Origin of the sequence: Streptosporangium amethystogenes subsp. fukuiense (assembly GCF_042665875.1) — a bacterium.
GTDB classification, from domain to species: Bacteria; Actinomycetota; Actinomycetes; order Streptosporangiales; family Streptosporangiaceae; genus Streptosporangium; species Streptosporangium fukuiense.
In genome coordinates this window covers 2,175,612-2,195,728 of record NZ_JBHTEE010000001.1, presented here as the reverse complement: position 1 = coordinate 2,195,728, position 20,117 = coordinate 2,175,612, and the positions used below count along the sequence as shown (strand labels likewise).

Here is a 20,117-nt window from a genome sequence, read left to right as displayed (position 1 = left end):
TCTCCTCTTCAAGCGTTCAGGAAAACCTGTGCTCGATCCCTCCGTCCCTGCCATCGAGGTGGCGGACCTCACCCAGCGCTTCGGTACCGTGCTCGCCGTCGACCGGCTCAGCCTGAGCATCCCGCCGGGGATGTTCTACGGCATCGTGGGTCCCAACGGCGCCGGTAAGACCACCACCCTGACGGCCGTGTGCGGGCTGCGGCAGCCGACCTCGGGCACGGTCAGGATCGCCGGGCACGACCTGCGGACCGAGCGGGAGGCCGCGCTCGCCCAGCTCGGCGTCATGATGGACGGACTGTCCCTGCCCGAGCGGCTGACCGCCACCGAGGTCCTGCGCTACAGCGCCGGGCTGCGCGGCCTGGACGACGGCTGGCGGGCCCGCGCGCGTGATCTGCTGGAGATCCTGGGGCTGGACGCGGTCCCGCGCACGCTGATCGTGGAGTACTCCACGGGAATGCGCAAGAAGATCGGTCTGGCACTGGCGCTGCTGCACCTGCCTCGGGTGCTGGTGCTGGACGAGCCGTTCGAGGCGATCGACCCGGTCTCGGCCCGCTCCATCGAGCAGGTGCTGAAGCAGTACGTCGACGTCGGCGGCACGGTCGTTTTGTCGAGTCACATCATGGACTTCGTCGAGCGCAACTGTCGCCGGGTGGCGGTGGTGGCCGGTGGCCGGATGCTGGTCGAGGGAGCGGTGGAGGAGGTGGCCGCGGGCGCGACGCTGAACGAGCGGTTCGTCGAGCTGGTGGGCGCCGACCCGGTGCGTCCGCTGGAGTGGCTGGCATGACGGGCACCCTGTTCGCGCTCAAGCTGCGACTGTTCCGCAACGGCCCGCACAACGAGCGCGCCTTCAGCCTTGCCGCCGGGCTGGTTCTGGCCGCCCTGGTGATCGTGGCGGCCTCCTTGGCCTCCCGCGGCCTCGTCGGTGAAGGCTGGATCGCGGTAGCGCTCACGGTGTGGGGCGGCATGTGGCTGTTCGGTCCGCTGGCCCAGCCCCGCCACGACCCGTCCGTCATCTCACGCGAATGGCTGCGCGGCTACCCGGTGCGGCCGTGGCGGCTGGCACGGGCCCTGTCGTGGACCGAACTGCTGGGCGTTGGCCCGCTGATCACGCTGGCGTGCCTGCTGTCGTTGGTGGTGCTGGCGGCACCGGGCGGTCCGGTGGCGACGGCGATCGCCGTCGTGGCCGTGATGGCCCAGCTTTACCTGCTGGTCTGGGCTGGTAGGACGGTGGCGGCGCTGGCGGCCCGGCTGCTGCAGACCCCGGCCGGGACGACACTGGCCGCCGCACAGACCGCGATCATGCTCGCGTTGTCGTTCGCCGGATGGGTGCCGGTCGCGGCCTGGCTGCTGCCGCGTCTGGGGGAGGGGGACACCAGCCTGGTCACCCCCACCCTCGGATGGCTTCCCGCGCCGATGATCGACGTGCTCGCCGCCCTGCCCACCGGCTGGGGGTACGGCGCGACGGTCGCCGCCCGCGACGGCGCCGGTGCGATCCTGCTGCCGCTTGCGGCCCTGTTGAGCATGGGTGCTTTGCTGCAGCTGAGCTGGATCGCGCTGACGGCCCGCGCCCTGCGCCGGCCGCCCCGCCAGGCGAGGCCGCGGCGGCCGGCGGTACCAGGGCGGCAGATGTCTGTGCCGTTCGCGACGCCGCAGGTGTCCGCGGTCATCGGGCGCGAGCTGGCCACCTGGCTGCGTGACCCGGCACGCGGCGTGGAACTGCGCAGTGCCTGGCTGACACCGCTACTGACGGCGCTCATCATCGCCCTCAGCGGCTGGAGCTGGGCATTGCCCCTGATGGGTCCCGCCGCGGCGGTGTTCGGCGCGATGGTCGCGATCAACACCTACGCCCTGGACGGCACGGCCCTGTGGCTGCTGCTCACCACACCTGGCGCCCTCAAGGCCGATGTGCGCGGGCGGATGGCGGCGTGGGCGCTGCTGTTCGGTGTGCCGTCCATCGCGCTGGCGGCCGCGCTGCAGGCCGCGACCGGCTCACCCCTGGGAGCTGCCGCCGTGGGCGGCGCCATCGCCGCGGCGGCGGCAGGCTGCGCTCTGGCGCCGCTGCTCGCGCTCGTGATGCCGGCCGTGGGTGTCGATGCCCGCGAGCGCGTCTACCCGGGCCAGCAGGCGGGCGATGCGACCGGCGGGCAGATGACGATCTTCCCGGCGACCTTGCTGACCGCCGTCCTGCCGGGCGTTGTCGGCGCGGTCACCGGAGGCCCGTGGTGGGTGACCGTGCTGGCGGCCGTGTCGCAGGCCGCCGCCTTCCTGTCCATAACCCCCGCGCTCACCCTGCGCCTGCTCCAGCGGCGCGGTGCCGCCCTCCTCGATGCGATGGCCGCACGCGACGCCGCCGTCCTCCGCTCGTCCGCCCACAAGGCAGAACGCCGGAGCCCTCCGATTGATAACTGATCGCATCCTGGGCACACATCATCCCCGTCCAAGGATTCCAAACACCGCCGGTTCTGGTTCGGGTGCGTCGGTGCCCGGTGGGCCCGAATGGCGTATCAGTTTGAGTATGCTTCGGGATGGGTGTGCCCACCTTGCATGGTCGTGCCCGTTGAGTTCTTAAGTGATGAGCGGGTGTCCGCGTACGGCCGGCCCGCCATCGCGAGTCGAGCTGGAGCGGTACTTCTTCCTGCGGCATCCCTCATGCCTTGAGGAGCCGTGGCTTTGTCCGTGAGTTGTGAGAGCGTGTGCCGCTCGGCGGGCGTGCGATAGGTTGCCCGCCATGACCGAGCTTGGGCCCGTCACCTGGCCACCTGCCCCGATCAGGACCGAGCGGCTCGTGCTGCGTGAGTCCGAGGCCCGGGACCGCGCGGCGTTCATCGAGCTGTTCGCCTCGCCAGAGGTGGGCACCCACCTTGGTGGCCCTCGACCGCGTGACGAGCTCGAACACGCGGTGCCCGAGGTGCCCGGGCGGCGCCCTGGTTTTTTCGTGGTCGATCTCGGCGGAGCGATGATCGGCATGATCACGCTCGATCGGCGCGATGCAGAGCGTCCGGGACACGTCCGGCCGGATGCCGGGGAGGCCGAGCTCGGCTACATGTTCCTGCCGGAGGCGTGGGGATGCGGGTACGCCGCCGAGGCGTGCGCGGCGGCACTCGGCTGGTTCGCCGACGCACTTCCCGGCGAGCCGGTGGCGCTCTGCACCCAGACCGCCAACGACCGCTCGATGCGCCTCGCGGCGAAGCTGGGGTTCACCGAGGTGGAGCGGTTCGAGGAGTACGGCGCCGAGCAATGGTTCGGCGTGTGGTCCTCGGTCACGCCGTCCGGTTGAGCTCGTACTCCGAAGGGCAGGTGCTGCCAAGATTGGGAGCGAGTTGCCCAGGAACGCGACGGGCAGGGTCCACAAGAAGCTGCTCGTCGCCACGGTGGGACAGACCGCACACAGGTTCTCAGCTGGTGGCGCCCCAGGTGAGAGAGAGGCCGGTGGCGGCGCGTTCGGTGCGGATCTCCATCATGCTGCCGAGGATGGTGGCATGGTCGGACACCACAGGCGTGGCGTCGAGCGTGTAGGTGATCCGGGTGCTGACGAGCACCGGGCTGCCCTGCGGCTCGTGGAGGTGGCGGGCGGCGGCGGAGTCGAGCAAACCGGGCCGGACCACCTCGGACGCCCGGGCGACCGTCACTCCCGCGTCGGCGAGGGCCGTGTAGAGGGAGACGGCGGTGAAGTCGCGGTCGCGGACCTGGTCGGCCATCGGCCGGCGGACCCAGGACACCTGGTGTACGGCGGGACGTCCCGCGAACTCGCGGACCCGCTCCAGCCGCAGGGCGGTGTCGCCGGGACGCAGCCGCAGCTCCGCGACGATCCGGGCGGGGACCCGGCGCACCGCCCGCCCGGCCACCGCGGTGCGCACATCGTGGCCCTGTTTACGCAGGTCGTCGACCAGGCTGCGGAGCGAGTCGAGTTGGTACGCCAGGTGGGGCGGGGCGACGAACGTACCCCTGCCGGGCTGCTGCACGATCAGCCTCTCGTCGCTGAGCTCCCGCAACGCCTGGCGCAGCGTCATGAGGGTCACCCCGTAGGAGGCGCTCAACTCCCGTTGCGGCGGCAGGGCCTCACCGGGGGCGTAGTGCCCCGACCGGATCTTCGCGGCGAGGTCGGCGGCGATGGCGCGGTATCTCGCCTCGTGCCCGGCGTCGGGGGTCATCGTGGTCGGTCACACTCCTGGTCGAGGGCTTGCCGCAGGGTCATGAGGAAGGCCCGCAGGTCGTCCGGCCCAGCCCCGTCGAGTACCCGCCGCATGACTGCGGCGCCGACCACCACGCCGTCGGCGTGCCGGCGGGCTTCGCGTGCCTGGTCCGGGGTGGAAATGCCAAATCCTAGCAAGACCGGCCGGTCGGTGGCGCGCCTGATCCGCTCGGTGAGCTCCGTCGCCGAAGCGGCGAGGGCGGTCCGCTCACCGGTGGTGCCCATCACCGACACCGCGTAGACGAATCCGCGGCTGTGGTGTGCGATCTCCGCCAGCCGCGGCTGCGGCGTGGACGGCGACGCCAGCAGGGCCGGCTCGATCCCGGCGGCGGCGGCCACGGCCGTCAGCTCGTCCGCCTCGTGCACCGGCAGGTCGGGCACGATCAGGCCGCCGACGCCGGCCCGGCGCAGCGCGGCACAGAACGTCTCGGGGCCGTCGTGCAGCACCAGGTTGTAGTAGGTGCTGACGACCAGCGGCACGCCCAGGTCCGGCATGCCGGACAGGTCGGCGAGGATCCGGCGGGTGCTCGCCCCCCGGGCCAGTGCCGTGTCACTGGCCTGCTGGATGGTGACACCGTCCAGCGTGGGGTCGGAGAAGGGCAGGCCGACCTCGATCGCGTCCGCCCCGGCGGCGGCGAAGGCCCGCAGGTAGTCCGTCCAGTCGGGCGTGATCCCCCCGGTGACGTACGGCATGAGCAGGCCGCGGCCGGTGTCCCGGCGGGCACGCAGGTGGCCTTCGACCGCGCCCGCGGCCAGGGTGGGGCTCGTCACAGCAGCTCCTTCAGGGTTGAGACGTCCTTGTCGCCCCGGCCGGACAACGTCATCAGCACCGTCGATCCTGCGGGCAGTTCGCCACCGCCCGCCGCGCGGATCACCCAGGCGAGGGCGTGCGCCGATTCGAGCGCCGGGACGATGCCTTCGGCACGCGCCAGCCGTACCGCCGCGCCGACCGCCTCGTCGTCGGTCACCGTGACGTAGCGAGCCCGGCCCAGGTCGCGCAGGTGGGCGTGCTCCGGGCCGACTCCCGGGTAGTCGAGTCCGGCGGCGATGGAGTGCGCCTGGGCGATCTGCCCGTCGTCGTCCTGCAGGAACAGCGAGCGGCAGCCGTGCAGGACGCCGAGCCGGCCGCGGGCCGCCCCGGCGCCGCCCTCCGCCTCGACACCGACCAGGCGCGCCGGGGTGTCGGCGAATCCGGCGAACGTACCGGCCGCGTTGGAGCCGCCGCCGACGCACGCGACCACGTAGTCCGGAACGCTGGTCCGCAACTCGGCGGCGCACTGCCCGCGGGCCTCGTCGCCGATGATCCGCTGGAACTCCCTGACCATCCACGGGTACGGATCCGGCCCGATGACCGAGCCGATGCAGTAATGGGAGTCGCCCGTCGCGCCCACCCAGTGCCGCATGGCCTCGCTGGTCGCGTCCTTGAGGGTACGGCTGCCCGTGGTCACCGGGACCACCTCGGCGCCCAGCATGCGCATCCGGAAGACGTTCAGCGCCTGCCGCTCGATGTCGCGCTCGCCCATGAACACCGTGGCCTCCAGCCCGAGCAGCGCGGCGGCGGTCGCGGTGGCCACCCCGTGCTGGCCCGCTCCGGTCTCGGCGATCAGCCTGCGCCGTCCCATCCGGGTGGCCAGCAGGGCCTGGCCCAACACATTGTTGATCTTGTGGGATCCGGTGTGGGTGAGATCCTCGCGCTTGAGGTACAGCTGCACGCCCAGCGCCTCCGACAGCCGGCGGGCCGGTGTGAGCGGGGTCGGCCGCCCGGCGTGCACGGCGAGCAGCCGTGCCAGGGCGCCGCGGAATCCCGGATCCGCCCAGGCTTCCCGGAACGCCTCGTCCACCTCGCGGCACGCCTCCACCAGGGACTCCGGCGCGTACCGTCCGCCGTACTCGCCGAATCGGCCCCGCGCTCGGGGCTCGCTCATCGTCCCGTCCAGCGGGACCGGCTCACGCCACGGCAACACGTCTCGCACGCCATGCTCCAATCGTTCTATAACTCTTGGAAGAGTTCTATAACAGGAAGTGTGGCACGGGCGGCGCGGACGCGCCACCACCGGTACTCGGCGCGGCAGCCAGGAGGGCCTTCGGCCGCGAATCGCAGCACGAGCGTGCGGATCGGTTCCTTCGGCGGGCCACGAATGCCGAGATCCGGTGGGGCGCCGTGCGGGGTTCCTCGGGAAAGCGGTTCGCGGAGCGGACAGGCCGGATCGGCATCGAAGGCGGCGATCTCGGTGTCGGTCAGGGGTGCGCCCACGCCGTCGCGGGTGCGCATGCGGCCGCGCCACGCCTGGTGCGTGTACGGATGGACGCGCGGAACAGCGGCCCGGCGGTGTAGCCGGCCGATCTCCTCGTCGTGGCGGGCGGCGACCGTACAGCTCGCACCCCGCGCGTGATCATTACCGGATAACGAAGGTCATCGCGTAACCGGTCAGGCAAGGGCTCCGGCGGTCCGCGTGAGTCTCGGAATTGCCTGCGCGCACCTTGAGGTCAGTCGCGGGGGGCGTGTGCTTCGTCGTGCGAGTCGATCAGGAGTACACCGCCGCCAGGGCGGGAGGCCCACCCGGCCCGAGTGGTTCGGCCAGGAGGATCGGTGTCTGCGCCATGAAGCGGGGGCGTCCGGTCAGGTTGCGTTGAGCGGCGTGGACGAGGAAGGGGTGGCAGATGTAGGCGTCCCCCGGCTCGCCTGTCGCGTAGGCCAGTGGCCTGTCAGAAGTGCCGGCGTCGACGAGCGGTCCGGCGGTGAACGGGTCCATGGGTTCCTCGGAGAGGATCCGCGGTAGGTCGTGATGTGATCCGATCCGGATTCTGGTGGGTGCGTCGTCCGGGCCGACGTCGGACAGCAGCGTCAGGAGCAGGAGTGTGTGAGGCCTGGTCGATACCGCCCACCGGCCGTCCTGCAGGGGGACGCTGGCGTCGATGTGCCAGCCGTCATCGTTGGACGCTTCGGCGTGGGGGAAGCGGACGGGGATGTTGCCGAGCGTGAACTTCGGCGACCAGCCCCCGGGCCCCGCGACGGCATCCAGCGCCCGAGCGAGGACCTCGCTGGTGGCGATCTGTCCGAACGGGCCCTCACGCGTCAGGTCCGCCGTCCACACCACCGGCTGGGTCCACGTCGAAGGATCATCGGGCAGTGGCTCGATCCGCTCCCACAATCTCGCACACGCCTTTTCCGCGACCTCGCGCGGAACCACCGCAGGCACCTTGACGTATCCGTCACGTATAAAAGATTCCACCGCAGAAAGCTACGACAACACCGCTCTCATTTCATCCCGTTTTCTAGCGTGCACCGGTTATCCATCTGCTCGTCCGAGCGGCCGGGGCCGGGTTGCTGGAGGTCTGCAGCACCGACGCCCGTGACGCGGTGAGCGTGTCCAGGAGTCGCCGGGTGAGCAGGAACGGCGCGAGATGATTGACCTGGAACGTCTTCTCGAAGCCGTCCACGGTCTTAGCAGGAAGAGGCGCTCTTCGCAGCAACGTGGTGATCGCCGCTGCCCCGGGGTGCGTCGAGGCGGCTCTGACCGCGTGGACCGCGAACGCTCAGCCGCAAACGCTCGCAAGGATCCTGGACCGCGCCATGCAGGCCCCTTCCGGCCTGGAGTGAGGGCGAGGACGCGTGTGAGAGACGTCCGTAAATCCATGCGGGCCGTCCCGGCTCACCGGACTCGAGCGCACTGACCGAGTGGACACATACAGAAGCAGTCGCACCGTAACCCGAGTAGGGCCTGGGGGAGTACATACGGTGACTCTTTGAATGCAGGGCTGAGACAATTCGCGACAGTTGGATATGCGGTCTCACCAGTAAAGTGCGAATTGGCGACCCTGTTGCCGGCCACGCGGAGACCGGGCCGGGGTAGCCGACGTCGGCGGCCAGGAGGCTGCTGCTGTCGCCGGGCGTGAACGGCGGCCCGGGATGCCGGTGTGGGCGAGGTCGGGCCGGGCTGCGCGCGCCACTCCCCGCCACTTTCACTTTATATCAGATTCGTGCGTCTCATGAGTCGCCAGAAAGTGCTTCATACTTGCCCGTTGCGAACCGACCCGACGAACGACGGAGCAACGGAATTGGGTTACGTGCTGGGTTTCGAGGAGATCGACTCGACGAATATCGCAGACGTCGGCGGAAAGGGAGTGCACCTGGGCGAGCTCTCGCGAATCAATGGCATCCGCGTACCGGACGGCTTCTGCGTCACGACAGACGCCTTCCAGCGGGTCGTGGCCGAGGCGCCGTCGATCGACGCTCAGCTTGACCGGCTGTCGCGCGTGAAACCGGACGACCGTGCGGTGATCCGCACCCTGAGCGCCGACATCCGCCGCGTCGTCGAAGGCGTCGCGGTTCCCGACGATCTTGTGGCAGCGATCAGCGAATCGCTCGCCCGACTCGGGGAGCAGGCCTCCTACGCGGTGCGTTCCAGCGCGACGGCCGAGGACCTGCCGACCGCGTCCTTCGCCGGCCAGCAGGACTCGTACCTGAACATCGTGGGCCTACCGGCGATCCTTCAGCACGTCCGAAGGTGCTGGGCCTCGCTGTTCACCGAGCGGGCAGTGACCTACCGGCGCCGTAACGGCTTTGACCACCGCAAGGTGCGGATGGCCGTGGTCGTACAGCAGATGGTGTTCCCGGACGCGGCCGGGATCCTCTTCACCGCGGACCCCGTGACCTCGAACCGGAAGATCGCCACTGTGGAAGCCGGTTGGGGGCTCGGCGAGGCGCTTGTCTCCGGTCTGGTCGCCGGGGACGTCTACACGGTGCGCGACGATCAGGTCGTCAGCACGGCGGTCGCCACCAAGCCGCGGTTCGTCCAGGCGTCGCCGGGAGGCGGTACCCAGGACGCACCGATCGAACCGTGGCGGCAGACGCAGCCGACTCTGACGGATGCGCAGGTCGTGAACCTGGTGCGGCTGGGCCGGCGCATCGAAGCGCACTTCGGCAGGCCCCAGGACATCGAATGGTGCCTGGTCGGCGATGACTTCCACATCGTCCAGAGCCGGCCGATCACCACCCTGTTCCCCATCCCGAGGACCGACGACCAGGAGAACCATGTCTACGTCTCCGTCGGTCACCAGCAGATGATGACCGACGCGATGAAGCCGCTGGGACTCTCCCTGTGGCAGCTGACGACCCCACGGCCGATGCACGAGGCGGGCGGCCGGTTGTTCGTCGACGTAGCCCCCGTCCTGGCGACGCCCGCGGGTCGCGCGAACCTCCTCGGGACCCTGGGGAAGTCCGACCCGCTGATTCGGGACGCGCTACAGACCGTCCTCGACCGCGGCGACTTCATCCGCTCACTTCCGGACGAAGATTCCATCGCCGCGCCCGCCGGTGACCCACCCGCCCCGATCGAGACCGATCCGGCCGTTGTCACCCAGCTGATCCGACACAGTCAGGCGTCCGTCGCCACCCTGCGGAGCGAGATCCAGGCTCTGTCCGGACCGGTGCTGCTCGACTTCATCCTGGCCGACATCGCAGAGCTGAAGCGCATCCTGTTCGATCCGCAGGGCATCCAGGTGATCATGGCGGCGATGGAGGCGACCTGGTGGCTCAATGACCGCCTCGAGGCGTGGCTGGGCGAGAAGAACGCGGCCGACGCGCTCACGCAATCCGTCCCCCACAACGTCACGTCGGAGATGGGGCTGGCGCTCCTCGACGTCGCGGACACAATCCGACCGCACGCGGACGTCGTGACGTTCCTGCACCGCGTCGTGGACGAAGGCCGGGAGGGCGACGGCTTCCTGAACGAGCTGGCCGGGCTGGCTGGCGGACGGGAAGCACGTGACGCCATCCGGGGCTACCTCGACGAGTACGGCATGCGCTGCGCGGGCGAGATCGACATCACCAGAACGCGCTGGAGCGAGCATCCCGCCACGCTCGTGCCCACCATCCTCGGCAACATCAAGAACTTCGAGCCGGGTGCCGGCAAACGACACTTCGAGCAAGGACGCCTGGAGTCACGACGGAAAGAACAGGAACTTCTGACGCGATTGCGCGCCCTGCCCCACGGGGAGCAGAAGGCCGAGGAGACCAAGCGGATGATCGACCGCGTCCGCACCTTCGCCGGATACCGGGAGTACCCCAAGTACGGCATGGTCAGCCGCTACTTCGTCTACAAGCAGGCGTTGCTGCGGGAAGCCGATCGCCTCGTCCGTTCCGGCGTCCTGCGCGAGAAAGAGGACATCTTCTTCCTCCGGTTCTCGGAGCTGCAAGAAGTCGTGCGCACCGACGGCGTGGACGCCGAACTCATTCTGGAAAGGCGGGAGGCGTTCCGATCGTACGAGGCGCTCACACCGCCCCGGATCCTCACATCGGACGGCGAGGCCATCACCGGCCAGTACCGGCGTGAGGACGCCCCGCCCGGCGCGCTGGCCGGCCTCCCGGTATCGGCCGGGATCGTCGAGGGCCGTGCCCGTGTCGTCATGGACATGGCGCAGGCAGACCTGGAGGCGGGCGACATCCTGGTCACCACCTATACCGACCCCAGCTGGACCCCCCTGTTCGTCACCGTCGCCGGACTGGTGACGGAGGTGGGCGGCCTTATGACGCATGGGGCGGTGATCGCGCGGGAGTACGGCTTGCCGGCCGTTGTGGGGGTGGAGCAGGCCACCCGGCTGATCCGGGACGGGCAGCGGATCCGCATTCACGGAACCGATGGGTACGTCCAGATCCTCCCCTGAACCGTCGCCTCGGACCCGGGACTCCAGCACTCGAGGTGGGCCATCTTCGGCACCACCGCGCTCTACGGGAGCGGCAATTCGCGACAGTTGAACAGGCGACCTCACCAGCATGAATCCCGGTCATGGTCGGTTGGGGACCTCCCGGGTCGTCCGGAACCGTCGAGGCGACCCGGGAGACGGGTACGTGATGGAGCCCGTCCATCCGGCCGTGTGTTCGCTACGGGCGGATCAAGACGAGTTCGAGCAGCTTGACGAGCTGATCGAGCTGTTCCGGGTTCAGGCGGCCGGTCATGGGTGCCAGGGCGCGCCGGACTTCGTCCTCCACTCGCTTGGCCAGTTCGAGCCCGGCTGGGGTCATGTACACATCGACGACCCGGCCGTCATCGGGGTTCTTGTCGCGTGTCAGCAACCCCCGGCGCTGAGCGCGGTCGACGAGGCCGGACATCGTGGACTTGTCCAGGCCGAGATAGGCGGCCAGTTCGGTGATGCGGGCGCGGCGGTCGCGGAGGATGCCGAGCACCCGTAGTTGGGTGAGCGACAGGTCGTGCTCGCCGCCGATGCGGGTCAGCACGCCTGCCACCTCGAAGGTGGTCCGGACGAGGGCGTCCATGACATCGTCGGTGGCGGTCATGCCGCCATGCTAGTCCGCATGGTTGGCAATACCAACCATGCCGAAGCCGGCCCGAGCGGAGGCGAACGGCCCCCCGGTTTCACGCCGCCACGGATCGCGCCACGGCAACCCCGCCACGGCTGCGCTGCTCGTCGCGCACGGCCCCATGCGCTCCCGGGCGCGATGGTGAAACCACACAACGTGATGCGGCATTGATCGAATCGCATCCGTTGACATGGTTTGTATTACCAACCACTATGGAGGTGGTTGGTAATGCAAACCATCTTGGGAGGTCACCATGCACGCTGCCGTCATCCCGGCAGTCGATGCCCCGCCGGTCTATCGCGACCACCCCGACCCCGCGGAACGCCACGGCGACGAGATGGTCGTTGAGGTCCTCGCGGCCGGCCTGCACCATCTGACCAGGGCAAAGGCGAACGGCTCGCACTACTCCAGCAACGGCGTGTACCCGCTCGTCCCCGGCGTCGACGGCGTGGTGCGCGACAAGGAGGGCAACGTCCGCTACGTGGCCCTGGACGACACAGCTCTGGGGACGTTCGCTGACCGCACCCTCGTCGATCCTCGCCGCAGCGTGATCCTGCCCGAAGGCATCGACCCCGTGCGGATCGCCGCCGCGATGAACCCGGCCATGTCGTCCTGGGTCGCGCTGCGCCGACGCGTCGACTTCCACGCCGGCCAGCGCGTCCTCGTCCTCGGCGCCACCGGCAGCGCCGGACGGATGGCGGTCCAGATCGCCAAACTGTTCGGCGCCGCCCAGGTCATCGCCGCCGGCCGCGACACCACCCGCCTGAGGGCGCTGACCGCGCTCGGTGCCGACGAGACGATCACCTTCGACCAGATCGGCCGCGCAGCCGACGTCGACGTGGTCATCGACTACGTGTGGGGTGAATCCGCCGCCGAAGCCATGATTCCGATGCTCACCGCCCGCGCCGACCGCGCCGCCCCGCTGACCTGGATCCAGATCGGATCCATCGCCGGCCGGACCGCGCCGATCCCCTCCGCGGCACTGCGCTCCGCCCGCCTGCAGATCGTCGGCAGCGGCATCGGCTCGGTCTCCGCCCGGGACTTCCTCGCCGAGCTGCCGGAGCTGGCCTCAGTGGTGGCCGCGGGCGCGATCGACGTACGGGCTCGCACCGTACCCCTCGCCCAGGTCGCACAGGCGTGGACCGCCGAGACCGACGACCGCATCGTTTTCGTCCCCTAGCCGTCACATCCGAGGAGGAAGCCATGACTTCGTTGAGCAGCAGTAGGAGACGGGCCCTGGTCGTGGGTCTCGGCGTCAGCGGCATCGCCACGGCGATCGGCCTTCGGCGCATCGGCTGGGAACCGGTGATCGTGGAGAGAGCGCCGGGCCGTCGATCGGGTGGTTACTTCGTCGTGTTGTTCGGCGCCGGCCAGGCCGCGGCGCGGCGACTCGGCATTCTCGACGCCATCCCCGACCGATCGTCGCCCAGCGGCATCACCTACACCGTGGATCGCGCCGGTGTCCGCAAACCTGGCATGGGGTTCGGGGATCTGCCGGTCTCGCCTCGCATGATGCTGCGTGGTGACGTGGAACGTGCCGCCTTCGCCGCGCTCCCGCACGACATGGAGATCCGCTACGCGACGACCCCCACCCGCATCGAGCAGGATGCCTCCGGTGTCGAGGTGACGCTCGAACACGACGGTGGATCCGTGACCGAGCGATTCGACCTCGTCGTGGGCGCCGACGGGTTGCGGTCCGCGGTCCGGCGTCTCGTCTTCGGCCCGCACGACAGATATCTGCATCGGCTCGGCTACATGATCGCGGCGACGATACTGCCGGGCCCGGTCGGCGGGCTCTCCCCACACGAGGGGGCGAGTCTCCTCGAGCCCGGCCGGGCCATGTGGGTCTTTCCGTTCGCCGACCACCCGCCCACCGTGCTCTTCTCGTACCGCACCGACGACGTCGACGCCGAGTTCACCGGTCGGCCCGCCGAACAGGTCCGCGCCGCGTACGGACCTCAGCCCACAGGCCGGCTGCTCGGCGAGGCGCTTGACGCGCTCGACGCCGCCGACGATTTCTTGTTCGACTCAGTGGAGCAACCCCGCATGGACGCCTGGTCGCACGGCCGGGTTGTGCTGGTCGGCGACTCCGCGTGGTGCCCCGGCCTGTACTCCGCCATGGGGATCTCCGCCGGGCTCGCCGGAGCCGACCTGCTCGGCAGCATGCTGCACCGTCACCCCGGTGACATCCGCGGCGCTCTGCGCGCCTGGGAGGCGCAGCTCCGCCCGCACATGACCTACTACCAGGCCAACGGCGTCGAACAACGGTATTTTGTCACCCCCGGCAGCCGGCGGCAGATCGCCCTCCGGCCGGTCCTGGCGCGCAGCCTCCGGTTCCCGGTGATCGGCAATGCCTTGCGCTCCCTGCGAAGCAGCAGCAAGTCCATCCGAGAACGGGAGCTGGACATCGCCCACGCCGGCTGACAAGAGCCCGGCCCGCATGTACGCACTCGAACGGCGACGCTCATTTGGGGAGGGGGAGCAGGCCGGTGACGCCGGGGTCACAAGGTGTGGGTGGCAGTCGCCAGGGCGGCGTGCTCTGTACGGAGAACATCCGGGTCCCGGGGCTATGGCGACGTTGGTGGGCTCAGGCAACCGTGGGGTCACTCCTTACCTGATGGCTGGGACATCTTCGGGAGCGGAGGGCTCGTTCGGAGCGTTGGCCGGGCAAAGAGTGGTATTACTATGAGTTACCAAGCGATCCGGTTGCGTCACGGAAAGGTGTGGTCGCGAGGGCCCACTCCGGTGCGCAGTCGGCCGTCTGCCAGTCCGGCGAAGCGCCGTTCCGTCGGGATGTGACGTCACCAACAGGGCCGAGGCCGTGCGCGCCGGTCTCCACAGGAGGAGAATCTGTGATCTCGAAGAGCAAGAAGAACGCCCGTTCCATGGCCGTGGCGCTCGTCGCAGCCGCCGCCTTCACCGTCACCCTCCCGGGTGGCACCGCCTTCGCCATCGACCACGTCCAATGCGTTGGCGGCGAGAACTTCCTGAAGATCTGGTCGCACCTCGACGGCCGCCAGAGCGTCGACTGCTACGCCAATGCCGGAAGGACCGACTTCGGCGGATGGTGGGTCGACCGGATCTCCACGGGCAACAACGACTTGATCTACTACGACGCCAACGGCGACTCGGTGAAGATCGAGCGCTGGCACGACATCACCTTCCCGAACCGTCCTCCGAAGGTCGTCGCCATCCAGATCGTGTGACACGCTGACATCTGGCTGCCGCCGGAATCGCCGCCGGTCACGCCCCGCAGGCGTGACCGGCGGCGGGCCTTTCAAGATTGTGGTCGGCGGTCCCGCGACCGAGCCGCGACTGCCGGAGCCCGGCAGTCGACTCGGCAGGATCCCGATGACCGTTCAGCCCGCCTCGCGTTCGGCCGCCTGGAGCCGCCGCCACTTCGCCATCGACTGCTTGATCTCCTCGCGCATGAACGCGAAGAACTGACGGGTCTCGTCCAGCCGTCGCCCGGCGGGGGAGTCGAGCCCCAGGAGCGCGGTGCCCTCGTCGGCACCGGCCTGCACCCGGACCAGCACCGGGTCGGACTGGCTGAAGTAGTGGCTCCAGGTGTGCTCGTGGATCCGGCAGAAGTCGTGCCGGGTACCGGGTTCGCGGCCACGTTCGACCAGTCGCACCTGCACCAGGTATTTGACCGCCCCCGAGATCGCCGACGCACCGACGTCCAGTCGCTCGGCGAGCTCGGCGGCCGACAGCTTGCCGGAGTCGGTGACCAGCAGCGCGGCATAAACACGCGAGGCCATCCGGGGCATGCCGGATTCGACCATGATTTGCGCGAATCGTTCACGGAAATCTGCGATGGCGCCCTCGTCCGCTCGCGTCACCGCAGCTCCTTTCCTTATCGTGGCCCGCACAGTTAGATTATTCAAATATTTCACGAAATTCGTGAAATCAGAGTAACGTCGCTGTTGTGGAGACCGAGCTCGTCGGGGTGCAGAAGACCCTCAGCCCCGTCCTCAAGGCCAAAGCTCTGGACAACCGGCTGCCGGACCCGATCCTCGGCGATGAGTACGCCGAGCAGGTGATGCGCCGCCTTGACCCCGGCTACGACAAGCGCAGATTCGGCTCCAGCCAGCTGGGCCTCGCGGCGGTGGTCCGCGCCAGAGCCCACGACGACTGGGCCCGGAGCTTCCTGGCCGATCACCTCGACGCGGTGGTCCTGCATCTGGGCTGCGGCCTCGACGCCCGGGTGTACCGGATCGACCCGTCAGCCACCGTCGACTGGTACGACCTGGACTATCCCGCCGTCATCGAACTGCGGCAACGATTCCTGCCGCCACGCGAGCACTACACCCTGATCGGCTCCAGCGTCACCGACCCTGCCTGGCTGGAACGCATCCCTCGCGGCCGGCCGGTGCTGATGATCGCCGAGGGGCTGGTGCCCTACCTGACCGAGCCGGACGTCCGGCGGCTGCTGACCAACGTCGTCGGCGCCTTCCCGGCCGGCCAAATCCAGATCGACACGGTACCGGTCTGGGCGTGGCGCACCTCGAGATGGGATCCCACGCTGCGCAGGTATGGCGCCCGGTTCCACTGCGGCTTCGACAACCCGGCCGCGCTCGCTGAGTGGCACCCGGGGCTCGAGTACGTCGACGAGGCGCCGATGTACGACTCACCGATACTGATGGCCAAGGCACCCGCGAACATCCGCCGCGTATATCGCCTCATGAACCTGCTGCCGGGCATGAAACAGTCCACCCGCATCGTGCGCTTCCGGTTCTGAGTTCAGGCCGGCGAAACCCGATCAACATCTCCCCGGTACCACAGAAAGCCTGTACGACCAGGGGGTCCCCAGCCGCTGTCGGTCCTCTGGTGGCTGACGGAGAACCTGTCGGGCGTTGACCGGCTCATCGACGGGTGCCGCAGGTGAGGCGCCCAAGGGCGTCACGCCACCGATGCAGGCCTGGTGGTTCGGGCGTCTGGACGGTGATGTGGGACTCGAGGGACGGCGCGTGCCGCGCCACCGGGTGTGGCGCCCCTTCGATCGCATCTATGCGACCTATGTCCGCCGCACCGCCGTCGGCTCCATCGGGCCTGGCGCACAGATCGCCAATCTTGCACACCTCGCCCGCAAACGGCGCTACAAGGTGCAGGTGGTGCCGCTGGGCCCCCGCCTCTCCCGTCCTGCGCTACATCCGCGATCTGCTCGCCGCTACGGTCGAGCGTCACAGGAACCTTTCGATGCGCTCACCGCGACCAGCGGATGAGGGCTTAGCACGTCGGCGCCCGTCAGTGGTGGTAGGCATGGACGACGGCGTGTCCCCTGCCCCGGCCGATGACCCACTTGTTGATGGGCGTGGTGACCAGGAAGGCCACCAGGAGGGCGAAGGCGAGGGTTCCCCAGAACAGGCCGGAGGTCAGCCCAGCGTCCATGGCGCCGGGAACCGCGACCATGACGGCGTTGTCGACGATCTCCATGACGAGAATGGACAGGGTGTCGGCCGCCAGCGCCAGCCGCAGGGCCTTGCGCCAGTTGACGCCTGCCTTGCGCAACCCGACCAGGGTGAGCGCGTAGCCGAAGAAGAAGGCCAGCACAATGGCCAAGATGATGGTGGGCACATTCGGCCATTCCAGAGCCGTGCCGATCGCCATGCCGAGCACCTCACCGATGGCGCACCCGGTGAGGCAGTGCAGGGTCGCCGACGAGGCCACCCGCCAGGTGGCCTTCCGTGCGTGGCCGCCGTGCCCGTGGTGGTCATGCCCGTGGTGGTCATGCCCGTGGGGCTCCTCGTGTCCAGCGCGATTCTTGGAGTCCATCGATTCCGCCATCCCAGCCTCCCGGCTCGCGCATCTTTTCCTAGCTCTGGCCACCATATACGGGTAAGGGGTATACGGACAACGCTTCTCGCGTCAGGAGGCTGCGGGTATCGGGCCCGCCACGATCGTGAACCCGGCGATCGGCGGGCCGGTGGCGGAAGCGACGCATGCCAGGCATCTACGACGGCCAGTAGCATTGAATGATTCGCCGCCAGATGGGAGTCTCACCTGATGCGTGGTCTGGGAGACCTGGAGTCCACGGTCATGGAGCGCCTGTGGTCGTATCACCGGCCGGCGTCGGTCAGGGACGTGCTCGAAGATCTCCGTCGTGAGCGGGACATCGCCTACACGACCGTCATGACGGTGATGGACAAGCTGCACAAGAAAGGCCTGCTCCGCAGGAAGCCGGTCGGCCGGGCGTATGTCTACGAGACGGTGGCCAGCAAGGAGGCCTACACCGCCGAGCTGATGCGTAGCAGTCTCGCCTCCAGCGGAAACCAGGCGGCCACGCTGGTGCACTTCCTGGAGCGGCTGACCCCCGAGGAGGCGACCGCACTGGAGGCCGCCCTGAAGGTGTATCCGCCCGGGGGGCGCACATGATGGCCGCGGCCGTCCTGGCCCTGTACGCGATGGTCGCGGTGGTCGCGCTGCCCCGCCTGCTGGGCCGGGGCGAATGGGCTGATCGCGCACCTCGTCTGGCGATCTGCGTCTGGCTGGCCGGCTGCGCCTCCGTGGCCGCCTCCGCGATCTTCTCCGCCCTCGCCGTCGCGATCCCAGGCAATGTGGTCGGCCACGGCCTGGCCGAGTTCTTCCAGGCGTGCGCGGACATGCTCTCCGACGGCGCGTCCCTTGCCGCCCCTGACGCTCGCGTCGCCTTGCTCGGTGCCGGGCTGGTCGCGGCCAGGATCGCCTACTGCGGGGCGGCCATTCTGCTCAGGGCGCGACGGGAACGGCGACGGCACGCCGAGATGCTGAACCTCCTCGGCCGCCACGACGGCGCGCTGGACGCGGTCGTGCTCGATCACGACGAGGCCGCCGCCTACTGCCTGCCCGGCCGCGACGGCAGGGCGGTCATCACGACCGCGGCCCTGCGGTCCCTGGCTCCCGAGCAGGTCGCCGCTGTCCTCGCTCACGAGCAGGCGCACCTGCGCGGGCGCCATCATCTCGTCCTGGCCGCCGCCGAGGCCTTCTGCCGAGCCTTCCCCCATCTGCCGCTGTTCGCCCGGGCCCGGAGCGAGATCGCACGGCTGATCGAGCTCCTCGCCGACGACGTCGCGGCTCGCCGCCACCCGCGTATTCACATCGCCGCCGCGCTGGTCCGGCTCGCCACGGGACGGACACCCGCGTTCGCGCTGGGCGCGGGTGGCGAGACCGCCCTCACCCGTGTCCGACGCATGCTCAGCCCGGCGGCACCGCTCGAACTCCGGGAACGCGTCGCGGGCCTGGCCGTAGTCGCCCTCCTTCTCATCGGCCCCGCAGCCGTGGCCGTAATTCCCGGGGTGAGCTCGTTTCTGGCCCACCATTGCCACAACATCTCGCTGTTCTAGCCACGAAACACCTACGACTACGACAGCCAGACGGGTCGGATACGGCGCAGCGGTGATCAAGGTAAGAGCTGGGTGCCGGGGACGAGAGCAAGGGTGATCGACCTGGCCGCTCACCCGCATAAACCGGATCGTGTGTACGCGACCACACCGGACGGACTCCAGATCAGCGATGACAGTGGCGTGAACTTCACCGCGCTCGCCGATTCCCCGCTCATGTCCCACGTGGACTCTGTCGGCAAAGACGATCTCGTCGGAGCCGGGGCTGACGGCCAGGTGTACACCAGCAGGGACGCCGGTGAAACCTGGCAGGCGGTGGGCCGGCTGCCAGGCCCAGCCGCCGCCTTCGCGGCTGTCGACCGGCGGCGTCTTCTCGCGGCCACGCAGGACGGAACCGTCGTGGAGTCGACAGACGCAGGACATCGGTTCTCGGTGCCCTACCGTCCCGCCTCGCACTGAGCCCCCCTTCACAGACCATGGCTCGATCGCTCCGGTTCGAGTGGCGGGCCGGCAGAGCCGCCGGTGCGTCGGCGGGTGATGATGGGAACGGGGGGAGACGATGACGAGGACAGGTGTGAACCATCCGATCTTCGCGCGGTTCTATGCCCGTATCAGCCAGGTGATGGAACGCGCAGGTCTGGCCGAGCGTCGGGAGGCGCTGCTGGCCGGACTCTCGGGAAAAGTGATCGAGGTGGGCGCCGGCAACGGGTTGACCTTCGCCCACTATCCGCCGGCCGTTGCCCGGGTGCTCGCGGTCGAACCGGAGCCGCGTCTGCGCCGGTTGGCACGGGTCAATGCCGGCAAGGCCCTCATACCGGTCGACGTTGTCGACGGTCTCGCCGACCGGTTGCCGGGCGAGGACGCGAGCTTCGACGCCGCGGTGATGTCCCTGGTGCTGTGCTCGGTTCCCGACCAGGCTTCGGCGTTGCGGGAGGTGTACCGGGTGCTTAAACCCGGAGGACAGCTGCGTTTCCTCGAACACGTCCTGGCCGACTCATCTGGCATGATCCGCATTCAGCGTCTGCTGGACGCCACGATATGGCCCCGCCTGTTCGGCGGCTGCCACACCGGCCGCGACACCGCGGCGGCGATTGAGCGGGCAGGATTCACCCTTGAGCGGCTGGAACGGTTTCTGCTTCCCGAGATCCGCACGCCGTTGTCATACCTCATCCTCGGGACGGCTCGCCGATGCGGGGGCCAGGACGCGTCCTGGCCCCCGCATCGGTAGCGGCCGCGGCGCGGCGCACCCATAATGCGATCCGGAACAAAGCGGTGGCGCGAACAA

General features: G+C 69.3%; 22 protein-coding genes. 13 read left to right on the top strand and 9 right to left on the bottom strand.

From position 1 onward, the window contains the following. Positions 1 to 28 precede the first annotated feature (28 nt). From ACFQVD_RS09525 to ACFQVD_RS09515, 3 genes are all read left to right on the top strand, one after another. Positions 29 to 784 (top strand): ABC transporter ATP-binding protein, encoded by a 756-nt coding sequence (locus tag ACFQVD_RS09525; RefSeq protein ID WP_343964153.1) that lies wholly within the window; start codon positions 29 to 31, stop codon positions 782 to 784. Next, complete coding sequence (locus tag ACFQVD_RS09520) at positions 781 to 2,409, top strand: hypothetical protein (protein WP_343964155.1); 1,629 nt, start codon at positions 781 to 783, stop codon at positions 2,407 to 2,409. Before ACFQVD_RS09525 ends, ACFQVD_RS09520 begins: the two co-directional genes overlap by 4 nt. A gap of 319 nt (positions 2,410 to 2,728) precedes the next feature. Beyond that, positions 2,729 to 3,277: a GNAT family N-acetyltransferase gene (locus tag ACFQVD_RS09515; protein WP_343964157.1), complete on the top strand. Its 549-nt coding sequence runs from the start codon at positions 2,729 to 2,731 to the stop codon at positions 3,275 to 3,277. A 118-nt stretch (positions 3,278 to 3,395) separates the two neighbouring features. On the opposite strand, the gene ACFQVD_RS09510 is transcribed toward ACFQVD_RS09515, so the two are convergent. The 6 genes from ACFQVD_RS09510 to ACFQVD_RS09485 all read right to left on the bottom strand — a co-directional run bounded on the left by ACFQVD_RS09510 (position 3,396) and on the right by ACFQVD_RS09485 (position 7,633). Beyond that, positions 3,396 to 4,151: a GntR family transcriptional regulator gene (locus ACFQVD_RS09510; protein ID WP_343964159.1), complete on the bottom strand. Its 756-nt coding sequence runs from the start codon at positions 4,149 to 4,151 to the stop codon at positions 3,396 to 3,398. Next, a complete protein-coding gene (gene trpA, locus ACFQVD_RS09505) occupies positions 4,148 to 4,963 on the bottom strand; it encodes a tryptophan synthase subunit alpha (RefSeq protein ID WP_386270858.1) in 816 nt (271 codons plus the stop codon). The genes ACFQVD_RS09510 and trpA overlap by 4 nt, the downstream gene beginning before the upstream one ends. After that, positions 4,960 to 6,117, bottom strand: coding sequence for a tryptophan synthase subunit beta (gene trpB, locus ACFQVD_RS09500; protein ID WP_343964259.1), 1,158 nt, complete (start codon positions 6,115 to 6,117; stop codon positions 4,960 to 4,962). The genes trpA and trpB overlap by 4 nt, the downstream gene beginning before the upstream one ends. A 65-nt stretch (positions 6,118 to 6,182) precedes the next feature. Further along, positions 6,183 to 6,464, bottom strand: coding sequence for a hypothetical protein (locus ACFQVD_RS09495; RefSeq protein WP_343964164.1), 282 nt, complete (start codon positions 6,462 to 6,464; stop codon positions 6,183 to 6,185). A 253-nt stretch (positions 6,465 to 6,717) separates the two neighbouring features. Then, positions 6,718 to 7,425, bottom strand: a complete 708-nt coding sequence (locus tag ACFQVD_RS09490; RefSeq protein WP_343964166.1) for a phytanoyl-CoA dioxygenase family protein — start codon at positions 7,423 to 7,425, stop codon at positions 6,718 to 6,720. Between the two features lie 43 nt (positions 7,426 to 7,468). After that, the gene (locus ACFQVD_RS09485) at positions 7,469 to 7,633 is read right to left on the bottom strand and encodes a hypothetical protein (protein WP_343964168.1); all 165 of its coding nucleotides are present in this window, start codon (positions 7,631 to 7,633) and stop codon (positions 7,469 to 7,471) included. Between the two features lie 477 nt (positions 7,634 to 8,110). On the opposite strand from ACFQVD_RS09485, the gene rph reads away from it, so the two are divergent. Further along, positions 8,111 to 10,858 carry a rifamycin-inactivating phosphotransferase gene (rph, locus tag ACFQVD_RS09480; protein ID WP_343964170.1) on the top strand — a complete coding sequence of 916 codons (2,748 nt, stop codon included), beginning with the start codon at positions 8,111 to 8,113 and terminating at the stop codon, positions 10,856 to 10,858. A 217-nt stretch (positions 10,859 to 11,075) separates the two neighbouring features. Here the strand turns inward: rph and ACFQVD_RS09475 are convergent, their stop codons facing one another. Continuing rightward, positions 11,076 to 11,489 carry a MarR family winged helix-turn-helix transcriptional regulator gene (locus tag ACFQVD_RS09475; RefSeq protein ID WP_343964173.1) on the bottom strand — a complete coding sequence of 138 codons (414 nt, stop codon included), beginning with the start codon at positions 11,487 to 11,489 and terminating at the stop codon, positions 11,076 to 11,078. Between the two features lie 277 nt (positions 11,490 to 11,766). Between ACFQVD_RS09475 and ACFQVD_RS09470 the strand changes: the two genes are divergently transcribed. From ACFQVD_RS09470 to ACFQVD_RS09460, 3 genes are all read left to right on the top strand, one after another. Further along, a complete protein-coding gene (locus tag ACFQVD_RS09470) occupies positions 11,767 to 12,693 on the top strand; it encodes a quinone oxidoreductase family protein (protein WP_343964175.1) in 927 nt (308 codons plus the stop codon). A gap of 23 nt (positions 12,694 to 12,716) precedes the next feature. Next, positions 12,717 to 13,937, top strand: a complete 1,221-nt coding sequence (locus tag ACFQVD_RS09465; protein WP_343964177.1) for an FAD-dependent monooxygenase — start codon at positions 12,717 to 12,719, stop codon at positions 13,935 to 13,937. 428 nt (positions 13,938 to 14,365) lie between these two features. Next, positions 14,366 to 14,719, top strand: a complete 354-nt coding sequence (locus ACFQVD_RS09460) for a beta/gamma crystallin domain-containing protein (RefSeq protein WP_343964179.1) — start codon at positions 14,366 to 14,368, stop codon at positions 14,717 to 14,719. A 153-nt stretch (positions 14,720 to 14,872) separates the two neighbouring features. Here the strand turns inward: ACFQVD_RS09460 and ACFQVD_RS09455 are convergent, their stop codons facing one another. Then, positions 14,873 to 15,355, bottom strand: a complete 483-nt coding sequence (locus ACFQVD_RS09455) for a GbsR/MarR family transcriptional regulator (protein ID WP_343964181.1) — start codon at positions 15,353 to 15,355, stop codon at positions 14,873 to 14,875. An 86-nt stretch (positions 15,356 to 15,441) separates the two neighbouring features. On the opposite strand from ACFQVD_RS09455, the gene ACFQVD_RS09450 reads away from it, so the two are divergent. Together ACFQVD_RS09450 and ACFQVD_RS09445 are read left to right on the top strand one after the other, a co-directional pair. Further along, positions 15,442 to 16,254 carry a class I SAM-dependent methyltransferase gene (locus ACFQVD_RS09450; RefSeq protein ID WP_343964183.1) on the top strand — a complete coding sequence of 271 codons (813 nt, stop codon included), beginning with the start codon at positions 15,442 to 15,444 and terminating at the stop codon, positions 16,252 to 16,254. Between the two features lie 115 nt (positions 16,255 to 16,369). Continuing rightward, positions 16,370 to 16,738, top strand: a complete 369-nt coding sequence (locus ACFQVD_RS09445) for a hypothetical protein (protein ID WP_343964185.1) — start codon at positions 16,370 to 16,372, stop codon at positions 16,736 to 16,738. Positions 16,739 to 16,760: 22 nt separating this feature from the next. Here the strand turns inward: ACFQVD_RS09445 and ACFQVD_RS09440 are convergent, their stop codons facing one another. Next, positions 16,761 to 17,300, bottom strand: coding sequence for a DUF4396 domain-containing protein (locus tag ACFQVD_RS09440; RefSeq protein WP_343964187.1), 540 nt, complete (start codon positions 17,298 to 17,300; stop codon positions 16,761 to 16,763). 219 nt (positions 17,301 to 17,519) lie between these two features. On the opposite strand from ACFQVD_RS09440, the gene ACFQVD_RS09435 reads away from it, so the two are divergent. The 4 genes from ACFQVD_RS09435 (at position 17,520) to ACFQVD_RS09420 (ending at position 20,060) form a co-directional block, all read left to right on the top strand. Continuing rightward, positions 17,520 to 17,888 carry a BlaI/MecI/CopY family transcriptional regulator gene (locus ACFQVD_RS09435; RefSeq protein ID WP_343964189.1) on the top strand — a complete coding sequence of 123 codons (369 nt, stop codon included), beginning with the start codon at positions 17,520 to 17,522 and terminating at the stop codon, positions 17,886 to 17,888. Next, a complete protein-coding gene (locus tag ACFQVD_RS09430; protein ID WP_343964191.1) occupies positions 17,885 to 18,835 on the top strand; it encodes a M56 family metallopeptidase in 951 nt (316 codons plus the stop codon). The genes ACFQVD_RS09435 and ACFQVD_RS09430 overlap by 4 nt, the downstream gene beginning before the upstream one ends. A 132-nt stretch (positions 18,836 to 18,967) precedes the next feature. Further along, a complete protein-coding gene (locus ACFQVD_RS09425; protein ID WP_386270850.1) occupies positions 18,968 to 19,291 on the top strand; it encodes a WD40/YVTN/BNR-like repeat-containing protein in 324 nt (107 codons plus the stop codon). A gap of 115 nt (positions 19,292 to 19,406) precedes the next feature. Next, the gene (locus ACFQVD_RS09420) at positions 19,407 to 20,060 is read left to right on the top strand and encodes a class I SAM-dependent methyltransferase (protein WP_343964195.1); all 654 of its coding nucleotides are present in this window, start codon (positions 19,407 to 19,409) and stop codon (positions 20,058 to 20,060) included. Positions 20,061 to 20,117 lie beyond the last annotated feature (57 nt).